This window comes from Plantibacter sp. MDV22-iso1 (genome assembly GCF_058408345.1).
The window spans coordinates 545,526-564,312 of sequence record NZ_JBZVDY010000002.1 but is presented as its reverse complement, the minus strand read 5'-3'; the positions used below and the strand labels follow the sequence as shown (position 1 = coordinate 564,312).

Here is an 18,787-nt window from a genome sequence, read left to right as displayed (position 1 = left end):
CGGCCATCGTTACCCTGCCCCGCGCGCAAGACCACCGTGTGGTCGAGACGGCTGCGCGCGAAGAGCTCATCAAGTCACGCCAACGAGTGAAAGCTCACGGCGAGGTATTTACTCCCCGCCGCATGGTAGAGCAGATGCTCGATCTAGTGCGCGCTGAGCTGGAGACGGGACCTCAGTTTGTCGACAAGACCTTCTTCGAGCCGAGTGCTGGAGACGGCAACTTCTTGATCGCCATTCTGCGACGCAAGCTTCACGCCATTGAGAAGCGCTATCAGCCTCGGGTTTGGCCGACCGAGTCGCTATTCGCGCTCGCGTCGATCTATGGAGTGGAGCTGCTAGAAGATAATCTGATCGCGGCACGGACAGGACTGCTCGCTGAGTTCGCTGCGTTCCATACTGGCCATGGCGAAACTTGCAATCCCCGCACGAACTTATACCGTGCGGCAGAGTATCTCATCGATGCGAACATCGCGTTGGGGAACACGCTCACCGGCCTCGACGCCAACGGCGAGCCGATTGAGTTCTCGTGGTGGCACCGGGTTCTCAACGTGCCTGGCCTCGTGCAGCGCGAGCCCTTCACTCTCACCTCGCTCCGGGATGCAAGTTCCGGCGCTTTCGACTTCACGATCTACGTGACCTACCCGCAGTGCCGAATCGATCAAGTTCACAAGGAAGTGAGAGCCGATGACTAGCCCGGACATCAACACTTATCGAGAGATCACCCCTTTGATCTACTCATGGTCGACACCTGACATCGCGAAGTACGAGGGCTGGGAGAAGATCGGCTACACGGAGCAGGACAGCGCCGCTACGCGCATCAACCAGCAGGCGTCACAGCTGTCGGTCACCAAGAATATCGAGTGGGTGCTCCGCGCGGCCTTCATGTCGGCATCCGGCGGAACGTTTACAGACCGGGATTTTCACACCTACCTGAAGCAGAAGGGCGTTGAGCGCGAGCTCCAGCCTCAGCGGACAGAATGGCATCGCTTCGAGAGTGCGCCGAAAAGCTCGCGGGAGTACTTCTATGAATTTGCGAGTCAGGATCTGAGTGACCTGCAGACGAACGGCGTAGATGACTACCAATTGCGTCCCGAGCAGCGCGCTGCGGTTGATCAGGCGCTCACGGTGTTCGCTGAGGGCGGCAGCGAGGTCTTGTGGAATGCCAAGCCGCGGTTCGGCAAGACGCTCACGACGTATGACCTTATGCGCAAGATCGGCGCCAAGAAGGTACTCATCGTCACCAACCGGCCGGCGATTGCCAACTCCTGGTTCGACGATTTCTCTAGGTTCATCGGGCATCAGACCACATACAAGTTCGTGTCTGAGTCGCCGTCTCTAGCCTCACGCTCGGCCATGACGCGCGACCAGTGGGTAAAGCACCTCGCAGATGACGCGAGCGAAGACCCCAGGATCGTCGAGTTCGTCTCGCTTCAGGACCTCAAAGGCTCGGAGTACTTTGGCGGGGTCCACAAGAAGCTTCGGCACATCGCTGACTACGAGTGGGACCTGTTGGTCATCGACGAGGCCCACGAGGGTGTCGACACGACCAAGACCGATCTCGCGTTCGATCACATCACTCGCGCGTGGACGCTGCACCTTTCTGGCACCCCGTTCAAGGCCTTGGGCTCTGGGCGGTTCGCTAACGAGCAGATCTTCAACTGGACGTATGAAGACGAGCAGATGGCTCGCGAGAACTGGGACGACGATGCCGTAGAGAATCCGTACGGCGCTCTCCCTCGTCTCAACATGCTCACCTACCAGATCTCGCGGATGATCACAGATCAGCTTGCTGTCGGTGTTGCCAGCGACGAGGATGGCGCGAACATCGACTACACGTTCGATCTGAACGAGTTCTTCAGCACGAAGGACAACGGCTTCTTCGAGCACGAGGCCGAGGTCATCAAGTTTCTCGATTGCCTCGCGGCGAATGAGAAGTACCCGTTCTCCACTCCCGCGCTGCGCGATGAGATCCGTCACTCGTTCTGGCTGCTGAACCGGGTGGCCTCGGCGAAGGCGCTCCGGCGGCTCTTGACGAACCATTCCGTGTTCAAGGACTACGAGGTCGTCCTCGCTGCTGGTGATGGGCGCAACGACGATGCCGATCTGGCTGTTGTCGGGAAGTCGTTGGACACCGTGCGGAGCGCGATCGACGCAGCCGAGAAGGTCGGCGGCAAGACGATCACGTTGTCGGTTGGGCAGCTCACGACGGGCGTCACTGTGCCCGAGTGGACCGCGGTCATCATGCTGTCGAATCTCTCGTCGCCGGCGCTCTACATGCAAGCGGCGTTCCGTAGCCAGAACCCGTGTACGTTCGAGCGCTCCGGCACGGTGTTCCAGAAGAAGAATGCGTACATCTTCGACTTCGCGCCCGAGCGCACACTCACGATCTTCGACGCGTTCGCCAACAACCTCAGCTCGACCCCGTCGGGCGACCAAAGCGTACGCCAGGAAAACATTCGTGAGCTTCTGAACTTCTTCCCCGTCATCGGTGAGGATTCCGAGGGCAGGATGGTTGAGCTCGATGCCGCGCAGGTGTTGACTTTCCCGCAGGTCTACAAAGCGCGTGAAGTTGTTCGTCGTGGATTTCTCTCGAACCTCTTGTTCGCCAACGTGGCGGGCATCTTCCGGTACTCGGAGCACGTCAAGGAGATCCTGGAGAAGCTGCCGGAGGCGAAGCAGGGCAAGACGAAGTCGGGTGGCACTATCAACCTCCCGGAGCCGGCCCCTTCGTTTGACTCGGACGGCAACGTCCAGGTCGATGTCGAGACCGTCATTACCCCAAAGGTTGCTGAGCTCGGCAAGCCCGTCTGGCGTATCGAGGACATTGCACCGGTTGACCGCGACGGGTCGCCTCTGGATACCGCTCGACAGGTCGCGAAGTTGGTGAACGACAAGGTGCGCGAGACCCGCGACAAGCTCGCGGAGGAGTACGGACTCTCGGCCAGGCAGGTCGAGCGGGATGAGAAGCAGACCGAGGCCCGAGTGATGGCTGACGTCGAGCGCGTTCTCACGGAGCGCAGCATCGCCGAGAAGCGGTTTGAGGATGCGTTGGAAGATGCCGCCACGGAAGCGGACGCTGCGACCATTGTGCAGAAGAAAGTTGCGCACGATGATTCGTTCAACGCTGACATCCTCGCGCTGGTGAATGCGCGCACCGGCGCGATCACTCACGACGTCGTCAGCCGGGAAGAGACGAAGAAGGAACAGAAGCGCGCAAACCAGACGATGGATGACGCGCGCTCGCACCTGCGCGGGTTCTCACGCACGATCCCCATGTTCCTCATGGCGTACGGTGACCGGCATCTTCGTCTTTCCAACTTCCACGACTACACGCCTGACCATGTCTTCGAGGAGATCACCGGCATCACGGAGGCCGACTTCCGCGTGTTGCGCGATGGGCAGGAAGTCACCGAGGACGACGGCACTGTCGTTCACATTCCGGGGATGTTCGACGAGGCCGTCTTCGACAAGGCCGTCCAGGAGTTCCTCGATAAGAAGGAGACGCTCGCTGACTACTTCGACGAGTCGCAGACCGAGGACATTTTCGCCTACATCCCGCACCAGAAGACGTCATTGGTTTTCACACCGCGCGCGGTTGTGGAGACGATGGTCGATGCGCTTGAGGCAGAAAACACTGGCATCTTCTCGGATGAATCGAGGACGTTCGCCGACCTGTTCTCGACCGCCGGCCTGTTCCTGATGGAGCTGGTCCGGCGTCTCGATGCAGGTCTCGCGGACAAGATTCTCGACCGCGAGGAACGTCTGCGCCACATTCTCACGAAGCAGATATTTGAGATGAGCCACAACGAGCTGCTGCATAAGATCACGATCGAGGCTGTCTCGGGCGGCGTGTCAGAGCGTCGCGAATGGCTTCAGAAATCCGGTCACTTCAGGTTCGGTGACATTGCCGGAATGACGGCCGAAGAGCGCGAGCGGATCGTCGACGAGATGTTGACGGAAGGGAACTGATCATGAGCAAGAAGTTCGACGTCGTCATAGGCAACCCTCCCTACCAGGAGGAAGCTCAGGGGGATGCAACCAACCAGATGCCGATCTACCATCGTTTCATGGAAGCGGCATACGAAGTAGGCGAGAAGGCCATACTTATCACTCCCGCCCGATTCCTGTTTAATGCCGGCTACACACCGAAAACCTGGAATGCGAAGATGCTCGAAGATCCGCATCTCACGGTGCCCCACTACGTGCCCAACAGTGCTTCCATTTTCCCCGGAACTGATATAAAAGGTGGTGTGGTGGTCACGTATCGCGACACGTCGCGCGCAGTGGAGCCAATCGGAACCTTCACCAAGTACCTCGAGCTGAACTCAATCATCCACAAGCTCACCCAAGAGCACAGCGCGTCGCTGGTGTCTCTCGGAATCTCGAATGATCGCGTCTATCGATACACCCAGACAATGCACAACGAGAATCCTCAGCTGCTAGGTCTGCTGTCCGCGGGAAACCAGTTCAAGTTGGACTCGCGAGCCTTCGAACGTCTTGCTACGGTCTTCTTTGAGGAGAGGCCAGCTGATGGGGCCGAATACGTGCGTGTTCTTGGGCTCTCTGGCAGGAAGCGCTCGTACCGATGGATCCGTAGCGACTACATAACGGGCCCCGCTGCGCTCCTCAAGCACAAAGTCGCGCTTCCAAAGGCAAACGGATCTGGAGCATTCGGAGAGACGCTTGCTCCTCCAATCGCATTGGAGCCCGCGACAGCAGTGACAGGCACGTTCATCACCATCGGTGCTTTCGACAATCGGGTTCAAGCGGAGGCGTGCCTCAAGTACTTGAAGTCCAAGTTCGCGCGCACCTTGCTTGGCGTGTTGAAAGTCACGCAAGATAATCTTGCGCGCGTCTGGGCGTACGTGCCGGCTCAAGACTTCACGACTGCGTCGGAAATCGACTGGTCGAAGTCGATCCCCGAGATCGACCAGCAGCTTTACGCGAAATACAAGCTCGACGCCGACGAAATCGCCTTTATCGAGTCTCACGTCAAGCCCATGGAGTGACTATCGTCGAGGATCACGAGCTTGCCCCAGCACCGGTCGGTTTGGAATCCAAAGTCGATGCCAAGCCGCATGACGACGCTCGTGTCGCGCGCGACTGGACACAGCGCGAGCTCGAGGTTTCCGCTCGATGCGGGTGAAGACAGGGGGCATGCTCAGTCGTACGGTCAGCCTCCATCGCGCAAGCGGGCCGGAAGTGATCCTGATTTGTCAAGAGCCGCAATGGACTGCGGCCGGTTTTAGTTTCATCGGAGCACGGACGAGGATGTCGCGAGACGGATCGATAGTGTAGGAAAAAGCGGCCGTCCAGGGCGGGCGATGCTGTGTAACCAGCAGGGACCAATCAATGGCAAAGTACACCGTCCAGCAACAGCCCGTCGATACGATCCTGACCTGGGTGAAGGCCGGCCAGGTCGCCATCCCTGAGATGCAGCGCCCGTTCGTATGGGATTCGACGAAAGTCCGGGACCTGCTTGACTCTTTATACCAAGGATTCCCCGTCGGATACCTGATCACCTGGCAGAGTACGGACGTCGGTCTCAAGGATGGTTCAAGGTCGAGCTTCAAGCAGATCCTGATCGATGGGCAGCAACGCATCACGGCGATGACTGCGGCGTTGGTCGGCGACGAAGTGGTCGACAAACGGTACAAGAAGAAGCGCATCAAGATCGCGTTCAACCCGGTCACCGAGGCGTTTGCAACGCTCACACCGGTGCTCGGAAAGGACCCGGAGTGGATCTCCGACGTCGCAGAGTACGTGGGTGCCGAGTCCGCCTACTCGGCGACCAAGGAGTACATGGAGGCGAACCCCGAGGTCGACCACGCACAGGTCGAGCGAGCACTCAACCGCCTGAGCGCGATCAAGAACGCACAAGTCGGCATCATCACGCTGAATGAGGACCTCGACATCGAGACGGTGACGGAGATCTTCATCCGCATCAACTCGAAGGGCGTGCCCCTGAGCAGCGCTGACTTCGCGATGAGCAAGATCGCCAGTCATGGCGAACTCGGGTCGAACCTCCGGAAACTCATCGACTACTTCTGCCACCTCGCAGTGTCGCCGCACGTGTACGAGGACATCTCACAGAACGACCCTGCGTTCGCGCGCTCGGGTTACATGGAGAAGATCGCCTGGCTCAAGGACGACTCCTCGGACCTCTTCGACCCGTCGTACACCGACCTCATCCGCATCGCGGGTATCAAGGAGTTTAAACGGGGTCAGGTCTCAGCGCTCGTGAGTGTGCTCTCGGGCCGCGACTTCGAGACGCGCAGTTTCGATGAGGAAATCGCGATACAGGCGTTCGATCGGCTCGAGAAGGTGCTGATCGAAATCGTCAACAAGTACAGCTTCCAGCAGTTCACGATGACCATCGAGTCGGCAGGCTTCATCGCGCCACGGCTGATCTCCTCCACCAACGCCCTCAACTTCGCCTACGCCCTGTACCTGCATTTGAGAAGCGAGAAGCAGCTGAACGAGAGTCAGGTGAAGAACTACGTCCGAAAATGGTTCGTGATGTCCATCCTCACCGGCCGCTACACGAACTCCGTCGAGACAGCATTCGACGCTGACATCAGGAGGATCGACGAACTCGGCGTCGCGACGGTGCTCGACAACATCGAGCGGTCCGTCCTCTCGGATTCCTTCTGGGAGGTCGCTCTCCCCATGAACATGGAGACTTCGAGCCCTCGCAGCCCGTACTTTCTGACCTTCCAGGCGGCACAGGCCCACTTCAACGCCAAGGGGTTCCTGTCGAAGCACATCTCGGTACGCAACATGATCGAGGGTGCGGGTGACATCCACCACCTCGTTCCAAGGAACTACCTCGCGACGCACGGTGTGCCCGATCGCGCCGATTACAACCAGATCGCGAACTACGCCCTCGCGGAGACGCCGATCAACATCGCGATCAAGGACCAGGCGCCGGCGACCTACCTCGCTCGTGTCGACGCGCAGATCGAGGATGGCCAGCTGCGGCTCGGCGAGATCAACGATGCAGCGACGCTCAAGGAGAATCTCGTAGCGAACGCGATCCCCGACATGCTGTACTCGACGACCGCAGAGTCGTACTCCGAGTTCCTCAAGGCTCGTCGTCACTTGATGGCCGCGTACATCCGTCGGTACTACGCGGGGCTTTGAGATGCCGGAGATGCAGGGGCGCTTGATGCTGGCGCTCCAGTCTGCCCTTGATCCCGGCGCCACCTTCGAGAGCGAGGTCGCACCCGGATGGCTACGACGTCCTGGGCGGGACGAGATCGGCGATTCGTGGGAGCTCGTGTCCGAGGTGTACAGGGAGCTGACCGCCTTCGAGCTGCCGGAGGTGGCCCCGCTTCGCGAACGCCGACGCCTCGATGCGATCGTCACCATCGGAGGTGCGCCTCGCGTGGTCGAGTTCGACGAGAACCAGCATTTCACGGGGCCGCGATTGCAGACTATGTCGTTCTACCAACAAGGTGTCCCGGTTGCCTTCGACGTGGACTACTGGCGTGATCGCTGCCGGGCGCGCGCGGGCAAGGAACCTGGAGGCGGCTTCGCGACACCACGCCCGCCCCTGTTTCCCGGTGAAGGAGGACGGCACCGTCAACGAGCTTTTCGAGATTTCCTGGCGGACGTGTTGCCCGTTCAACACGGATGGCTACCGACCGCCCGCTTCGAGATCGTCGAAGTGACACTGGCGCTCAAAGCTCCTGATCCCATCGAGGCGATCACCGAACTCTGGGACTCACGTGTTGGTTGATCCGGTATCGCCAGGTTTCGTGCAGGCGCGCCCGGCAAGCTTCCTGGGGTCGTGGCGACGGCGTCATCGTCTAGTCCATTGCCTCTTGTGAGGTGGTTCATCAGTAGGCAAAGACGTCGGTAAGCCCCATCGCCTCGGTCTCAACTCTGGTTGGGAGGTAATGAAAGGAATTCTCAGCAAGACGACTTACGCCCTGCTGTGTCGCTTTTTCCATGAGGGCATCATAGAGGTCGATAAGAAATGCTACGTCTGAAACTGCGTAGTTGATCTGTTCTCGCGTCAGAGCATCCCCCGTCCAATCTGACAGTCGGACCGCATGGTCTTTCTCAAGCGACACGCCTAGCTCCCTTTCTAGTACGTCCTTAAGGGAATGCTTTTGGTGCATCGGATTGACTAGTTTATCAAGTAGTTTTGTGCAGGCCACGTTCTGTGCTCGAACGGCCCAGTGTGCTCTCATGAAGCCTAAGTCAAATGGGGCAAAATGGAATAGCTTTCGCACGGAGGCATCTGCCATTAAGGAGCAAAGAAATGCAGGTGGCGTGGCTGGCTGAATCTTGACAAGCCACATTTCGCCAGTGTCGCTCGCGAGCTGCACTGTCCCGATTTGATCCTCTTCGAAACTCAGTCCAGTCGTCTCAATATCACATGCAACAATGAAACTCGACTTCAAATCCTTCGCGTCACTTGAGGTGATATCGCCTTCCCTGAGTATCGTAGTTCTCGACTCAGGCGGTAGCCCTAAAATCGTCATCTCTCGCCTCCCTGGCATCGCTGATAGCGGCTTCGAAGTCATCCTTCAGCCACTCGACCATCTCACCGGTTTCCATCGTCATTGCCGGAACCGTAGAGCTTCGTTCCTTTCGGTGTGGGTATAGCGTAACGAGCGCCACTGACTCGAAGCGGTACAGGGCATACAGTGGCTGGCCGGGCCGCAAGAAGATCTGCACGGTGGCCAATCCAGCATCCCGCATCGTCGCGAAGTAGCGTGCAGCTTCGAGAACCTTCTCTCTTAGTTGATCCGGAGTCTTGTTATACCGGTGCGCGAGTGACTCCATCAGCCACGCTTCGTCAGGGTCGGGAAGGCATACTCGTAGGGTGTTTTTTCTGTCCGCCAAGAAGCCTTCAAGACCACTCTGAGTAACGCCTCGCCAAGTCTGGCCGTAACCGAGCATAATATCGACATTGGATCCCTTGGCAAACAATTCAGGCCATGGCTGATCATTCCACTCGAGCGAGAGATTCCGAATTCCCCACCGGGTCATTGCTTGGCTAACGCGAAGCTTTTCGTGGATCTCATCGGCAAGTAGTCGTTTGCCCCACATGTCCCAAAGAAACCCGATACCACCAGCAACGATCAGGGCTGAGCCGATTTGCGACAGGACTGAGTGATACCACTCGGTCCCAAGGGTGCTCACCCATAGCACTACGCCGCCTAAGACGATGATCGCCAGCGTCACCAGTGCAGCGATCGCGGTGTTGCGTTGGCGAGTTACGCTCATTCTGATCCGATCATTGTGGGAAAGATTGGTTACAATTCTAGTGACTAGTCGGGCTGTTTCGTCGCAGGCACGGATCGTGCTTTGCTGCAGTGCACCAGTGCTCTCCCGTAACCGCTTGAGTGTCCCCCGCCCCCGATGTGTGCCAGCGCCTGCGGCCGAGCAAGGACGTCGATATTGCGCGGCCGCATGTCGTCCAGCGGTACCAGCGCCAACCTCGTTCGGACCGTAGCGCCGTTTGCCCTGGGGAACGACGCCAGGAGGTCCCCGCCCACGATCAACGACGCCGTCCGGCGGTAGTCATTCACCGGTGCTCGCGCGTGAACCGGACCCGGGCCGTCGCCTCAGCCGCCCAGAGTCCGACAGTCGGCGCGAGGTTCGCGTGCGCGGCGATGCACGATTCGTCCACGAGCTCGGTCACCGGCATCGACGGTCGACCAGCGGGTAGGTGGTCGACTGACATCGCGACGTCATATGGCTCGCCTCAGCAGGGTCGTCGCCGACAGCTGGTCCGTCGATCACGGCTCGTCATGGTCCATCCGATGCGCGATGAGGAGGTCGTGCGGATCGACGAGCTCGGCGAACCCTGGCTGCTCGACATCACGCTCGCCCTCGCATCTTTTCGTTAGGCTCGGTATAGACGACTTGAATCTTGGCTCTAACGAAGTTCGGATGTGCGCGGGCAGGCCAGTTCGAGGTTGAGTGCGAAAGTGGCCGACGCCGCCGTCTCGCAGGCGAACGAGCTGTCGCCACACATGCGACCAGATGAAAGGCCCACACGTGGACGCTTCTGAACTCAACTCCTCCGTCGGCCAGGGGCTCGAGCAGCTTGGGTTGGGGCTCCGCCCCGTCGTCCAGGGTGCGTTCGCCGATGCGGTGCCCGGTGTCGAGTGGACTCGGATCATCGACGAAAAGGACCGCGCGGCCGGGATCGGGCACGGGCGGTACTCGGCGACCGACGTTTCACTGATGCTTCGGGCGATGACTGAGCGGGTCGGGGAGCTGGGGTACCTGTTCGACCGCTTGCTGTCGCGGAGTGCTCGTGGGTATGCGAGTGAGCTTCGGGAGGTTCGGAACGCATGGGCTCACAACGAGGGATTCACCGAGCAGTCGGCGTATCGGGCGTTGGATTCGATGCAGTTGTTGTTGGAGAGTGTTGGGGCGGCGGAGCAGGCTGCGGTTGTGGGGGAGTTGAAGGGGCGGGTGTTGGGCCCATCGACAAGCTCAGGGACCGAGGGGGTTGCGTGGGCCGAGGCGCAGAGCGAAGACGAGATGGGCCCTTCGACAGGCTCAGGGACCGGATCGGTTGCGTCGACCGGGTTGGCCGTCGGTCGCGAAGCGGAAGATGGGCAGAGCGCCGCAGACTCTATTTCCGTTGACGGCGCCGCAGGCTCCTCGTCCGCAGCAGATGTCGAAGGCTCCGCCCCCTCCTCCGTCTCCATCCGCGTCAGCGCGACGCCGACGCTCAGCTACGCGATGGCGCACTGCAGCATCGCGGTGATCGACGAGATCGTCCTCGAGAACCACGGCGGGGAACGCCGGGCGGCGTCCGTCGAGATCGACGTCGTCACCGCCGACGGTGCCCTCGCCGACACGAAGGTGCTCCTCGCCGACCTCGGCGAAGACCGCACCACCCTCCTCCGCAGCCCCGAGGTCCTCCTCGACCCACGCCGCATGCTCCTCGTCGAAGAGCAGCGCCCCGGCGTCATCCGCGTCACCGTGCGCGACGCCGCCGGCACCCAGCTCGGCACGGTCGAGAGCCCTGTCACTGTGCTCGCGTCCAACCAGTGGATCGCCGCACCCGTGCAGCTCGGCCTCGAACTCCTCGCCGCCCACGTGCAGCCCAACGCCCTCGTCGTCAGCGAACTCATGCTCGAGGTCTCCGACCTCCTCGACCAGCAGACCGGCAACAGTTCCCTCGCCACCTACCAACTCGACGACCCCGCCCGCATCGACGCCATCGTCGCCGCCGTGTGGGACGCCGCACGCGCCCGCGACATCCGCTACGCCGAACCGCCCGCCAGCTGGGGCCAGAGCGGCCAGAAGGTCCGCACTCCCGAGGAAGTCCTCACCAGCCACCTCGGCACGTGCCTCGACACGACGATCCTGCTCGCGTCCGTCCTCGAAGCCATCGGCATCCACCCCCTGCTCTGGCTGCTCAAGGACCACATCTTCCTCGGCTACTGGCGCGTCCAGACCACCCTCGACGTCGTCGCCAGCACCGACGTCTCCGAAGCCGTCAACTCCCTCGAACTCGGCCGCATCGGCGTCGTCGAAACCACCATGCTCACGGGCACCTCCTCCACCTTCGCCGAGGCCTCCCGCCGGCCCCACACCGACCACCTCGCCGGCCCGCTCGACGACTTCATCGGCATCACCGACGTCGTCCAGGCCCGCCTCCGCAAGATCTACCCGCTGCCCAGCCGCCGCGTAGGCGCCGAGGGCGAACCCGTCGTCACCCTCTACCAGGCACCCGAAGCCCGCGCCCTCACGCAGGACGCCCCGGCCACCGCCGAACAGGCCGCCGCCGGCCACGGACCCGACGTCCCGAAACGCGTCTCCACCTGGAAGAACGCCCTCCTCGATCTCAGCCTCCGCAACAAGCTCATCAACTACACCGACCGCTCCGGCTTCGAGCTCGCCGTCCCCGGTCCGGCCCTCGGTCGCCTCGAGGACAGCATCAACCACGGCACCCCGCTCACCCTCGTCGCCTCCGACAGCGTCGCGACGATCGACCAGCAGCGCGGCATCCGCTTCGGCCGCGACCTCGAGGAGAGTGACCGCATCACCTTCCTCGAGGACAAGAAGAGTGCCTTCATCGACGTCACCGAGGCCGCCTACCCGACGAAGCTCCGCGCCCTCGCCTACAAGGCCAAGACGATCGTCGAGGAGACCGGCGCCAACAACCTCTACCTCGCGTTCGGAATGCTCAGCTGGCGCTTCGGCGACCGCGACCTCCGCTCACCCCTCGTGCTCGTGCCCGTCACGCTCACGACGACGAGCCGCGGCTCCTCCTACCGCCTCACCCTCGACGAGTCGGGCTCTTCCACGCCCAACTACTGCCTGCTCGAGAAGCTGCGCCTGAGCTTCGGCCTCGAGATCCCCGGACTCGCCAACCCCGTCGAGGACGGCTCTGGCATCGACCTCCCGGCCGCGTTCACCGCCGTGCGCCAGGCGATCCTCGACGCCGGCCTGCCGTTCCGCGTGGAGGAGACCGCGTCGCTGTCGATCCTCCAGTTCGCGAAGTACCGGCTGTGGAAGGACCTCGACGAGAACTGGGAGACGCTCGCGTCCAACAGCCTCGTCGACCACCTCATCAACTCGCCGCTCGAGGCCTACGCCGACCCGACGCCGGCGCAGACCGACACCGACCTCGACCGCCTCGGCCTCGACTGCCCGGTCGCCGCCGACTCCTCCCAGCTCGACGCCGTCGCCGAAGCGGTCGCCGGCCGCACCTTCGTGCTCGAAGGCCCTCCCGGCACCGGCAAGTCGCAGACCATCACCAACCTGCTCGCCCGCTCGCTCGCCGAGGGCAAGAAGGTCCTCTTCGTCGCCGAGAAGCGCGCGGCGCTCAACGTCGTCAAGCAGCGACTCGAAGACGTCGGACTCGGCGCGTTCTCGCTCGACCTGCACGACAAGGGCGCGCGGCCCAACGTCGTCCGCGCCCAGATCAAGACCGGCCTCGACCTCCGCACCAAAGCCGACATCGACGCGCTGAGCACCAACCGCGAGCTGTCCGAGTCCGGCCTCCGCACCCTCACCCGATACGCCGACCGCCTGCACGAGGTCAACGCCGCCGGCTTCTCCCTCTACTCCGCACGGAGCCGGCTGCTCGCGATGGACCACGACCTCGTCCCGATGGCGATCCCCGAGCAGCTCGTCGCCGCCGGCACGCCCGAGGCGTTCGAGGAACTGCGGCTGGTGTTCCGCGACCTCCCTGAGCGCTCCGACCTCGCGCGCCCGAGCACGACCCACCCGTGGGCGTTCCTCGACGGCCCGTCGGCTCCCGGGCTCGACGCCGCGACCGTGCAGCAGGCCGGCCGCGCGCTGGATGCGGCCCTTGCAGCGACCCTCGACGCCGGTCTCCCGATGGACGCCCTGCGCCTCGCGTCGCGCCCCGACCTGCTCGGCCTCTGGTCGACCGCCGTCGCCGCACCGCGCCTGCCGATCGGCGCGTTGATGGCTGGAACCAGGCCCGAGGACTTCACCCGGCTCGACGACGCCCTCGCCGCCGCCGGACAACTCCGCGACGCCCAGGCCGAGTGGCGCTCGACCTTCACGCCCGCCATCCTCGACCGCGACATCGCCGGCCCGCTTCACGCCGCCGAGAAGGCTGCCGCATCGAGCTTCTTCGGTCGCAAGAAGCGGCTCCGGGCCGCACTCGCGCAGCTGAGTGACGTGCTCGCCGTCGACGCGGCCTCGTTCAAGGTCAAGCAGCTCGTCCCGCAGCTCACCGAGGCGAAGGCGGCGCAGGACCGTCTCCTCCAGCTCCGCGGCACGCTCCGGTCCACCGCCCTGCCGCTCGTCGGCGACCGCTGGAACCCGCTCGTCGAGCCGACCCAGCCTGTGCGCGAACTCCTCGGCTGGTACCGCTGGCTGTCTGAGGGCTTCCGGCTCCCCGGCACGCCCGACGACGCGTTCATCACCGCGGTCCGCGACCACTACGCCACGACCCAGCCGTCGCAGCAGGCGGCCCAGGCGCTGACGACGCTCGCGAGCACCTGGAGCGACGTCCTGCGCATCGCGTCCGTCAGCACCGAGCGCCTGTCGGCGTGGTCGGGTGGCGAGGGCTTCCTGCAGGCCTGGTGGTCGACGCGAGGGGCCCGCCGTCTCGACGCCGCCGAGCCCGTCGTCCTCGAACGCTGGCTCGACCTCGTGCGGGTCGTCGAACCGCTGCGCACCCACGGGCTCGACGACGTCCGCGCCGCGATCCTCGCCGGTCGCATCGAGACCGAGGACGCGACCCTCGCCTTCGAGAAGGGCCTCGCGCAGGCGTCGATCGACGAGCGCGAGCGCACCACCACGCTCGACGCCTTCGACGCCACCGCCCACAACCGCAGCGTCACCCGCTTCACCACGAGCGTCAAGGCCGTGCGCGAGGAGTTGCCGCGGGCGATCCCGGCGTCGGTGCTCGGGCTGCGGACGTTCAGTTCGCAGTCGGAGAGCGGTCAGGTCGGCGGGCTGCGTCGGCAGATCGACCGCCAGCGCGGCGGCATGAGCGTCCGCGCGCTGCTCGAGAACTTCGGCGAGCTCATCACGCAGATCATGCCGTGCACGCTCGCGAGCCCGGAGTCGGTCGCGCGGTTCTTCCCGGCGGCTGCCGAGCTGTTCGACATCGTCGTGTTCGACGAGGCGTCGCAGATTCGCGTCGCCGATGCGATCGGCGCGATGGGACGCTCGCACTCGGTCGTCGTCGTGGGCGACAGCAAGCAGATGCCGCCGACGACGTTCGCCGAGGCCGGCGCGACGATCGACGACGACGCCGACTACACGAGCGAGGTGCTGCAGGACGAGGAGTCGATCCTCTCCGAGTGCGTGCAGGCGCGGGTGCCGAGCAAGTGGCTGTCGTGGCACTACCGCAGCCAGGACGAGTCGCTCATCGCGTTCTCGAACCACCACTACTACGACAGCCAGTTGTCGTCGTTCCCCGCGCCGTTCTCGGGTGCGGGCGACGGTGGCGTTGCGGGTCACGGGCTGGCGTTCGTGCGGCTCGACGGGCAGTTCGAGCGGGGCGGCCGCGGCAAGTCGCTGCGGACGAACCCGGTGGAGGCGCAGGCGATCGTCGAAGAGATCTCGCGTCGCTTCGAGGCCTCGCCGGAGGAGACGCCGTCGCTCGGGGTCATCACCTTCAACGCCCAGCAGCGGACGTTGATCGAGGACCTGCTGCGCGACAGCGCCGACCCGCGGATCGCGCTGGCGCTCGACGAGCAGGACGGGCTGTTCGTCAAGAACCTGGAGAACGTGCAGGGCGACGAGCGCGACACGATCCTGTTCTCGATCGCGTTCAGTGCGAACGAGAAAGGCGTGATCCCGTTGAACTTCGGGCCGCTCACGCGGGCGGGTGGCGAGCGGCGGTTGAACGTCGCCGTGACGCGGGCGCGGCGACAGGTGGTGCTGTTCGCGAGCTTCGATCCGTCGGAGCTGCGGGCGGAGCAGACCTCGTCGATCGGCATCAAGCACCTGAAGGCGTATCTCGAGCTGGCGCAGCGGGGGAGCGAGGCCGCGGGTGAGGACGGTCGTCGTCAGGCGATCATCGACCGCCACCGCGACGAGATCGCCGACGAGCTCCGATACGCCGGGCATGCCGTGCGGACGGATGTCGGCTTGTCGGACTTCCGCGTCGACATCAGCATCGCGACGGAGGCGGAGCCGGACCGACCGCTGGTGGCGGTGCTGCTCGACGGGGCGTCGTGGCGTGAGCGTCGGACGGTCGCCGACCGTGACGGACTGCCGGTCGAGGTGCTGAGCGGCCTGATGCGGTGGCCGGGCGTCGAGCGCGTGTGGTTGCCGGAGTGGCTGCACCACCGCGAGGAGGTGCTGGACCGGCTGGTCGCGGCGGTGGAGGCTGCGGCCGAGCGGGGGGCTGCGGGGAGCGCGGCGACGGAAGCGTCGGCTGGTGCGGAGTCGGATGCGGCCGATGCGTCGGCTACCGATGATGCGGACGTCACTGGCGAGGATTCGGATGCGCCCGCGCCCGCTCGCAGCGCCCGAGTGCGGGAGTGGTCGGAGCGGCTGGCGTCACTGGAGACCCTCTCGGAGTTCCGCGACCGCAAGGTCGGTTCGGCGCAGCCCGTGGAGGCGGCGCCGGTGGCGGACACGTCCGCGCGGCACCCAGAACTTTCGGAGTACCAGCCCTGGGACGCACCGGCGCTGGGTGGGATCGAAGTGCTCGACCGTTTGCCGGGTCGTCAGTCGGTCGTCGCGGTACAGGGCGCGATCCGCGCGGCGGTGGAGGCTGAGGGGCCCATCCACGTGACGCGTCTGGCGAAGCTGGTCGCGGGTGCGTTCGGTCTCGACCGGGTGGCGGGTTCGCGGGCGAAGTCGATCCTCGACAAAGTCCCGGCCGAATTGCTGGGTCGCTCAGAAGAGCCGTTCGCCTGGCCGACCTCGGTCGACCCTCTCACGTGGCGCGGTGCGCGGCAGTCCTCGGCGGAAGCCGCCCGAGCGGTAGAGCACATCTCCCTGGTGGAGATCGCGAACGCGATGGCGATCGCAGCGGAGGAGTCGGCGGGCCTCTCGCCCGACGAACTCCGCCGCGAGACCCTCGCGATCTTCGGTGGCAAGCGAGTCACCGCCTCGATCGGAGCCCGCCTCGACGAGGCCCTCGAGTTCGGTCTGGCCTCGGGGAGGTTGGCGCGAAGCGGAGAGACGATCGTTTCGAGGCTTTAATTGGAGCGCGGTCGCGGGTGATTCAGTTAGTCGAACCCGCGTAGGTCGCGCGGACGTCCGCGAGCGTCCGGGACAGAGCGAGATCTACCGCCCAGAAGTTCCAACCCGCGACAGTTCCGCCGCCTTGTATTTTCCGAGCGGCGCCACTCACAGTGGTGTAACTAGCACCGTCCAGGAGGAGAGAGCCGTCGGCGTTCACTATGGCAGTGCGCCCACGATGCGCTACTGGCTTCGCATGCAGAACGGTCCCTGGGGCGACGAGACCCGCTCGAATGAGATCGGCCACCTCTACCTTGTATTGAGCGCGCGCCGCTGAAAGCGCAGTTGAGCTCGCATGTCCATCGGGGACCGGCCAGATCGCGAGAATGGCGTCGATCAGTCTGCCTGATCGCTTCTCGATGTGTGCATCGGACCAGGTCTCATCCTGCACGTCGACCACGTCTCGACCGAGCAGTAGAGTGTCGCTCCGGCGTAGCGCATCACGCTTCCCATTCTCGCCCAACCAAGCCGCGTTGGAGAGTTGCGCGTTCAGGCTGCCCGTCACAAGGGTCAAGTTACCGATTGTGTGTATCAGGCGATCTCGACTGGCTTCCTGCGCGAGATCCAGTCCATCGTTCCAGTTTGCGCGCCACTCTTGCGGCATTACATGTTCAATCGTGCTTACTCCGCGGGTGATCGGCGAGATAGATCGCGGATTGCCGCTGGTGAACCCTCGCTGGTCGTCCTCGATCGCTTCCAGGACCATGAGCAGACGTCCTCGGCGGAACCGCTTATATGCCTCGACGCTCTGGAGTTCGCGCCGCACCTCGGCGTCGTCAGGCCAGTAGCCCACGGGCGACGTCTGGCTGGTGAGGAAGTCGACGGCGATCGCTGCAACCGTCTGCCCGGGCTCTCGACGCGACAGCTGTACGAGCAGATCAAGCATGAGTCGGTTGGTTCCCTGCGATGGAGCGCGAACGAGCGCGCGCCGCACGAACCAGCTCTCGAGGACCTCCAGAAGTTCGTGCCGAGTTGGCTCGTCGATGTCCGCTTGCTCAGGTTCCGCGAGCCAGATCAGCAGGGGCTTCGCAATTTCGGAGTCGAGCTTGTCCAGGCGGTAGACAAATCGGTCAATTCTGCTGAGCAGGCCGTCTGATACCGCCGCTCCTTCCGTGAAAGCTCGGTACTTCGCGGCGGCAACGCCAATCGAACGAAGTAGCGGCAACACGTCAGCTTTCGTGTCGGCTACGTATCGCTTGAACTGCAAAAATGCCTCCCTAGCCGGTATCTCCCTCAACGTTCGGGCGGTGAGCCATTGGGTGAGGAACAGAGAGCTCCGCGCGTACCGAATCCGACCGGCGCGAACCTCGGCCTCCCAGAACGGTGTCTCGAACTCCGACCAGTTCTCCTGGTAGGCCCGCTCGGTCGCGATGGCATCGCCTTCGAAACGTTGGAAGATGAAGTTCTTGATGAGGTCAGCAGCGGTCAGGGGCGTACCGCGTGCATTCAGGGTCTCGAAGATCTCCTGCGCATCCTCATGGGACTGCAACTCGATCGACACGAGCTGCAACCGCGACGTCACCGCCTGGACGAGGAGGGCGGCGCGAGCATCCCGCTCCTGTGGTTCGGCGTCGAACCACGACCTGATCGCGTCATAGAAGAACGCGTGGGCATCAACCAGGCGCCCGGCGATGAGCTTCCCGTGGTCGACCGGGGCTTCAGCGGACATCGCCGCCGAGAACGCCGGCCGATCCCGGTTTGTCGGCCAGACCTTGAATCGGTCCTCCGGCTGGGCGCGGAACGCTTCGGGATTCTCTACCAGCGCGAGGACCTGCCCGGCGAGGGCTGAGAGACCCGCCTCCTCGAGTTGCGCGTGTAGGGCATCGAGGAAGATCTGCAGGGTGGTCAGACGCTGCTGCCCATCGATGACGGTGTAGACCGCAAGTGTGCCCGCTACGGCTTCTTGACTCTGGAGTACAACTGCGCCCAAGAAGTGCGTCGCTCGTTGATCGCCGTCGGCCATCATCTCAACGAGGCGAAGGACGTCATCCCACAACGGCTCCCATTGGTTGTCCTTCGACCAGACATACGGGCGCTGGAACAGCGGAACAACCAGACGCTGTGGTGCAAAGAAGATCTTCTGTGGGGACGTGACCTGAGTGAGCATCATTGCCTTTCGCTT

At 63.4% G+C, this 18,787-nt stretch carries 9 protein-coding genes and 1 pseudogene; 7 read left to right on the top strand and 3 right to left on the bottom strand.

The genetic code is table 11. The features are described from left to right. The first annotated feature begins 122 nt into the window (after positions 1-122). The 5 genes from AC4PMY_RS13280 (at position 123) to AC4PMY_RS13260 (ending at position 7,741) form a co-directional block, all read left to right on the top strand. The gene (locus AC4PMY_RS13280) at positions 123-692 is read left to right on the top strand and encodes a hypothetical protein (RefSeq protein ID WP_491622945.1); all 570 of its coding nucleotides are present in this window, start codon (positions 123-125) and stop codon (positions 690-692) included. Next, positions 685-3,969 carry a DEAD/DEAH box helicase gene (locus tag AC4PMY_RS13275; protein WP_491622944.1) on the top strand — a complete coding sequence of 1,095 codons (3,285 nt, stop codon included), beginning with the start codon at positions 685-687 and terminating at the stop codon, positions 3,967-3,969. Before AC4PMY_RS13280 ends, AC4PMY_RS13275 begins: the two co-directional genes overlap by 8 nt. Positions 3,970-3,971: 2 nt before the next feature. Next, positions 3,972-5,009: an Eco57I restriction-modification methylase domain-containing protein gene (locus AC4PMY_RS13270; protein WP_491622943.1), complete on the top strand. Its 1,038-nt coding sequence runs from the start codon at positions 3,972-3,974 to the stop codon at positions 5,007-5,009. Positions 5,010-5,352: 343 nt separating this feature from the next. Then, a complete protein-coding gene (locus AC4PMY_RS13265) occupies positions 5,353-7,143 on the top strand; it encodes a GmrSD restriction endonuclease domain-containing protein (protein ID WP_491622942.1) in 1,791 nt (596 codons plus the stop codon). Between the two features lies 1 nt (position 7,144). Continuing rightward, entirely contained in the window at positions 7,145-7,741 is a 597-nt protein-coding gene (locus AC4PMY_RS13260; protein ID WP_491622941.1) for a hypothetical protein, read from the top strand. A gap of 100 nt (positions 7,742-7,841) precedes the next feature. Here AC4PMY_RS13260 and AC4PMY_RS13255 read toward each other — a convergent pair whose 3' ends face one another. Together AC4PMY_RS13255 and AC4PMY_RS13250 are read right to left on the bottom strand one after the other, a co-directional pair. Then, a complete protein-coding gene (locus tag AC4PMY_RS13255) occupies positions 7,842-8,492 on the bottom strand; it encodes a ribonuclease H-like domain-containing protein (protein ID WP_491622940.1) in 651 nt (216 codons plus the stop codon). After that, a complete protein-coding gene (locus AC4PMY_RS13250; protein ID WP_491622939.1) occupies positions 8,467-9,240 on the bottom strand; it encodes a hypothetical protein in 774 nt (257 codons plus the stop codon). Before AC4PMY_RS13250 ends, AC4PMY_RS13255 begins: the two co-directional genes overlap by 26 nt. 762 nt (positions 9,241-10,002) lie before the next feature. On the opposite strand from AC4PMY_RS13250, the pseudogene AC4PMY_RS13245 reads away from it, so the two are divergent. Further along, positions 10,003-10,386, top strand: a pseudogene (locus AC4PMY_RS13245) (Swt1 family HEPN domain-containing protein); the annotation flags it as partial. A 327-nt stretch (positions 10,387-10,713) separates the two neighbouring features. Next, positions 10,714-16,626, top strand: a complete 5,913-nt coding sequence (proA, locus tag AC4PMY_RS13240; RefSeq protein WP_491623093.1) for an anti-phage protein ProA — start codon at positions 10,714-10,716, stop codon at positions 16,624-16,626. A gap of 22 nt (positions 16,627-16,648) precedes the next feature. Here the strand turns inward: proA and AC4PMY_RS13235 are convergent, their stop codons facing one another. Next, positions 16,649-18,775: a GmrSD restriction endonuclease domain-containing protein gene (locus tag AC4PMY_RS13235; protein WP_491622938.1), complete on the bottom strand. Its 2,127-nt coding sequence runs from the start codon at positions 18,773-18,775 to the stop codon at positions 16,649-16,651. Positions 18,776-18,787 lie beyond the last annotated feature (12 nt).

Coding starts and splice junctions, on each gene's coding strand:
- AC4PMY_RS13280 (WP_491622945.1), top strand. CDS start 123: ATGGTAGAGCAGATGCTCGATCTAGTGCGCGCTGAGCTGGAGACGGGA.
- AC4PMY_RS13275 (WP_491622944.1), top strand. CDS start 685: ATGACTAGCCCGGACATCAACACTTATCGAGAGATCACCCCTTTGATC.
- AC4PMY_RS13270 (WP_491622943.1), top strand. CDS start 3,972: ATGAGCAAGAAGTTCGACGTCGTCATAGGCAACCCTCCCTACCAGGAG.
- AC4PMY_RS13265 (WP_491622942.1), top strand. CDS start 5,353: ATGGCAAAGTACACCGTCCAGCAACAGCCCGTCGATACGATCCTGACC.
- AC4PMY_RS13260 (WP_491622941.1), top strand. CDS start 7,145: ATGCCGGAGATGCAGGGGCGCTTGATGCTGGCGCTCCAGTCTGCCCTT.
- AC4PMY_RS13255 (WP_491622940.1), bottom strand. CDS start 8,492: ATGACGATTTTAGGGCTACCGCCTGAGTCGAGAACTACGATACTCAGG.
- AC4PMY_RS13250 (WP_491622939.1), bottom strand. CDS start 9,240: ATGAGCGTAACTCGCCAACGCAACACCGCGATCGCTGCACTGGTGACG.
- proA (WP_491623093.1), top strand. CDS start 10,714: ATGGCGCACTGCAGCATCGCGGTGATCGACGAGATCGTCCTCGAGAAC.
- AC4PMY_RS13235 (WP_491622938.1), bottom strand. CDS start 18,775: ATGATGCTCACTCAGGTCACGTCCCCACAGAAGATCTTCTTTGCACCA.